Raw genomic sequence first — 3623 nt, forward strand, 5'->3', positions numbered from 1 at the left:
TTACCAAGGGAGAAGCTCTTTTTCTATATCCGCTTTTTCCAATTCCTACACCCACAGAGATTTTACACTATCGCCGTGAGCCGCCTAGGAATCGCCCCACTGCAGCTTTTTTGCCCCTGCCTAACAAAAAAACCGCCCCGAAGGGCGGTTTCTTCATCGCGTAACAAATTAGCTGAAGAACACGTTGCGTTCTGTTTCTTTGTCGAAGATATGAATTTTGTTCATATCGATCGCCAGTTTAACGTTGTCGCCTTCACGTGTATTGGAACGGCCGTCTACACGAGCGATCAGGCCGTCGCTGCCTGCACCGTTCAGGTACAATTGCATTTCGTGACCCAGGTTTTCCGTCAGATACACGTTAGCAGTAAAGGTCGTTTGCGGCGAAGCCTCCAGGAATACTGGCTCTTCATGGATGTCCTCAGGACGAATACCCATGATAACGTCTTTGCCGATGTAGCCTTTATCTCTCAGGATTGTTGCTTTACCTTGAGGCACAACAACATCCATGTTGGTAGCTCTGAAACGAACGGTGCCTGCTTCTTCCACCAAAGTACCGTTCACGAAGTTCATCGTAGGCGAACCGATAAAGCCAGCTACGAAGATGTTGCCTGGTTGGTTGTACAGCTCTTCTGGAGAAGCAGCTTGTTGGATGATACCGTCATGCATAACGACGATCCGGTCACCCATCGTCATAGCTTCGATTTGGTCATGTGTTACGTAGATGCAAGTCGTTTCCAGACGTTTAACCAGCTTCGTAATTTCCGCGCGCATTTGACCGCGCAGTTTAGCATCCAAGTTGGAAAGCGGTTCGTCCATCAGGAACACTTGAGGATCGCGGACAATGGCGCGGCCCAAGGCAACCCGTTGACGTTGACCACCGGAAAGAGCTTTCGGTTTGCGATCCAGCAAATGCTCGATGTCGAGAATTTTAGCTGCTTCGCGAACGCGACGGTCGATTTCATCTTTCTTCACTTTACGCAGTTTCAAACCGAACGCCATGTTTTGATATACGTTCATGTGCGGATACAGCGCGTAGGATTGGAATACCATCGCGATGTCGCGGTCTTTCGGAGCAACGTCGTTTACGACGCGGTCGCCGATGTACAATTTACCTTCTGTAATTTCTTCCAAACCAGCGATCATCCGAAGCGTTGTGGATTTACCGCAACCGGAAGGTCCTACCAGTACGAGGAATTCCTTATCCTTAATATCAAGGTTGATGTCTTCTACAGTTGCTTTAGCAGCACCCGGGTATTTTTTGTAAATGTGTTCTAAACGTACGCCTGCCATGTCTTCGTCCTCCCATTACTTTAATTTGGTGGTATTAGGGTATTGGTTCTATGCTTTATGAAATCGGATACATTTTATATTTATATATTAGACGATAGGGGGCTGCCCATCCATCCACAAACTGCACAAAAATCTTAAAGCCTTTTCGTCACTTTATACAATAGCAGCTCGAGCTTGACCAAAACTGCGTCGTTAAACGTTCTGACATCCAACCCGGTTTCCTGTTTGAATTTATCCATACGATATAATAACGTGTTCCGGTGAATATATAGCCGTTTCGCGGTCTCACTCACATTGCAGTCCAGGGCAAAAAACGTCTCAAGCGTGGTTCGAATCTCCTCATCCTGCAGCAAATCTGCACGATCCCCAAGCTCCAAAGCAAATTGCCGGCGTTGCTCTTCCGGTATGCTGTACACCAACCGCTCCAGCCTCAGTTCCCAAGGGAAATGGATGGGATCTGTTACATTAAACACTCGACCGAGGGACAACGTTTGACGCAAAAACAACGTAGCAGACACCAATTCGTTCTCGTCAATCAAGGCGCTCCCGACCGTAAGGTGAAATCCTCCAACCCATTCGTTGGTCACCAGCTCGTACAAGCCTTGGCATAAGGCAGCCATCAGGTCGCGTTCCGTTTCCGCCGCCTCTTCGCTCTCCTCCCGCAGGCTCATAAACAACTCTTCACCCAGGAGAATCAACCACGCCTCCTTCAGCGGAGCCAGAACCACTTCGCCCCCGAAGTAGCTCTTCAACAGCTTGTTTAGCTTTGAAAAAGAAATCGCCTGCCCTTGTCCCGAACTTTCCCAACTCAGTAAAAAGGGCAACATCCTCCCCTTGAGCTTCGCCTTCAAGGTCAAGTGATCAGGCAACGGTTGAGTCAGCTCTCCTTGCTCCAAGCGTTCCTCCAGCCACTCCCCCAACTGAATACTGCGCATTTCATCCTCTCGCTTCAAGTTAGAGGAAGGCGTTGCCGGCTCTCGGGCAGCCGTCAGGAGCATTTGAATCAACCGGGCTTCAGAATCCGTTACTTTGGCAACCTCTGATTCAAGTACACGCACGCCTCCTTGATGCTGCTCGACGAACCAAATCCATCGCTCATTTACGCGATATGGACCAGATTCCATAGGACTCTCGGCTCTTACAACTTCGTTCCAGTCCTTTGTCTCCCATACGCTCTCCGACAGCAATGTACCGATGACGCTCTCCACTTGTTGCTTTAGCAATTTGATCTCCATAGCGTAGCCTTTCTTTCCATGCGTTTTCGAGTTTATTAGACTTATTTTATCATAACTGCCGGAGCAAACCTAAATCCTCGTCCTGCTGAACGCGCAAAAAAGCCGTCAACCCTAAGGTTAACGGCTTTGGATCATGAGCCATGAAGGACTCGAACCTTCGACACCCTGATTAAAAGTCAGGTGCTCTACCAACTGAGCTAATGGCTCATAAAAACTGGTGGAGGCTGATGGATTCGAACCACCGAACTCGTAAGAGAACAGATTTACAGTCTGCTGCGTTTGGCCACTTCGCTAAGCCTCCATATGTGTTATGCTACCCAAATCAGTCCAATCTGATGCTGGAAGCATAAAAGTGGCTCGGGACGGAATCGAACCGCCGACACGAGGATTTTCAGTCCTCTGCTCTACCAACTGAGCTACCGAGCCATACATTACACGGTAAAAACCCAAAAAAATAAAGCGGTGAAGTTGAACACTTTCCCACTTTACGGTGGAAATATTCAAATAAATGGCGGAGCCGACGGGATTCGAACCCGCGGTCTCCTGCGTGACAGGCAGGCATGTTAGGCCTCTACACCACGGCTCCGCAAGAGAATGGTGCCGGCGAGAGGACTTGAACCCCCAACCTACTGATTACAAGTCAGTTGCTCTACCAATTGAGCTACACCGGCACGGTGTAAATTATGATGTTTCAAATAAAGATCATGGTGGAGGCTGAGGGGATCGAACCCCCGACCCTCTGCTTGTAAGGCAGATGCTCTCCCAGCTGAGCTAAGCCTCCGAAATATTATGGTAGCGGCGGAGGGGATCGAACCCCCGACCTCACGGGTATGAACCGTACGCTCTAGCCAGCTGAGCTACGCCGCCACAGTTAAGCTTGTACAAATGGCGGAGAGAGAGGGATTCGAACCCTCGCACCGCTTACGCAGTCTAACCCCTTAGCAGAGGGTCCCCTTATAGCCACTTGGGTATCTCTCCAAGCCATAAAAATCAAGGTTTAATCCTTGAAAACTGGATACGAAACTCAATCTGCATTTTAGTGTGTTTTGGATAAGCCCTCGACCGATTAGTACCTGTCAGCTCCATGCATTGCTGCAC

Annotated in this window: 2 protein-coding genes and 8 tRNA genes; all 10 read right to left on the bottom strand. The window is 49.2% G+C overall.

The features are described 5' to 3' along the window. Positions 1–168 precede the first annotated feature (168 nt). Positions 169–1290, bottom strand: a complete 1122-nt coding sequence (locus RW092_RS14745) for an ABC transporter ATP-binding protein (protein WP_016314057.1) — start codon at positions 1288–1290, stop codon at positions 169–171. 134 nt (positions 1291–1424) lie between these two features. Beyond that, positions 1425–2525 carry a PucR family transcriptional regulator gene (locus RW092_RS14750; RefSeq protein ID WP_316010568.1) on the bottom strand — a complete coding sequence of 367 codons (1101 nt, stop codon included), beginning with the start codon at positions 2523–2525 and terminating at the stop codon, positions 1425–1427. 134 nt (positions 2526–2659) lie between these two features. After that, positions 2660–2732: transfer RNA gene (locus RW092_RS14755), tRNA-Lys, on the bottom strand. Between the two features lie 8 nt (positions 2733–2740). Continuing rightward, a tRNA-Tyr gene (locus tag RW092_RS14760) sits at positions 2741–2826 on the bottom strand. Between the two features lie 52 nt (positions 2827–2878). Further along, positions 2879–2951: transfer RNA gene (locus tag RW092_RS14765), tRNA-Phe, on the bottom strand. 83 nt (positions 2952–3034) lie between these two features. Next, a tRNA-Asp gene (locus tag RW092_RS14770) sits at positions 3035–3111 on the bottom strand. A 9-nt stretch (positions 3112–3120) separates the two neighbouring features. Then, a tRNA-Thr gene (locus tag RW092_RS14775) sits at positions 3121–3196 on the bottom strand. A 34-nt stretch (positions 3197–3230) separates the two neighbouring features. Beyond that, positions 3231–3306, bottom strand: a tRNA-Val gene (locus RW092_RS14780). Positions 3307–3315: 9 nt separating this feature from the next. After that, positions 3316–3392, bottom strand: a tRNA-Met gene (locus RW092_RS14785). A 19-nt stretch (positions 3393–3411) separates the two neighbouring features. Beyond that, a tRNA-Ser gene (locus RW092_RS14790) sits at positions 3412–3503 on the bottom strand. Positions 3504–3623 lie beyond the last annotated feature (120 nt).

The organism is Paenibacillus sp. 3LSP (assembly GCF_032465655.1).
GTDB lineage: Bacteria > Bacillota > Bacilli > Paenibacillales > Paenibacillaceae > Fontibacillus > Fontibacillus barengoltzii.

Coding starts and splice junctions, on each gene's coding strand:
- RW092_RS14750 (WP_316010568.1), bottom strand. CDS start 2,525: ATGGAGATCAAATTGCTAAAGCAACAAGTGGAGAGCGTCATCGGTACA.
- RW092_RS14745 (WP_016314057.1), bottom strand. CDS start 1,290: ATGGCAGGCGTACGTTTAGAACACATTTACAAAAAATACCCGGGTGCT.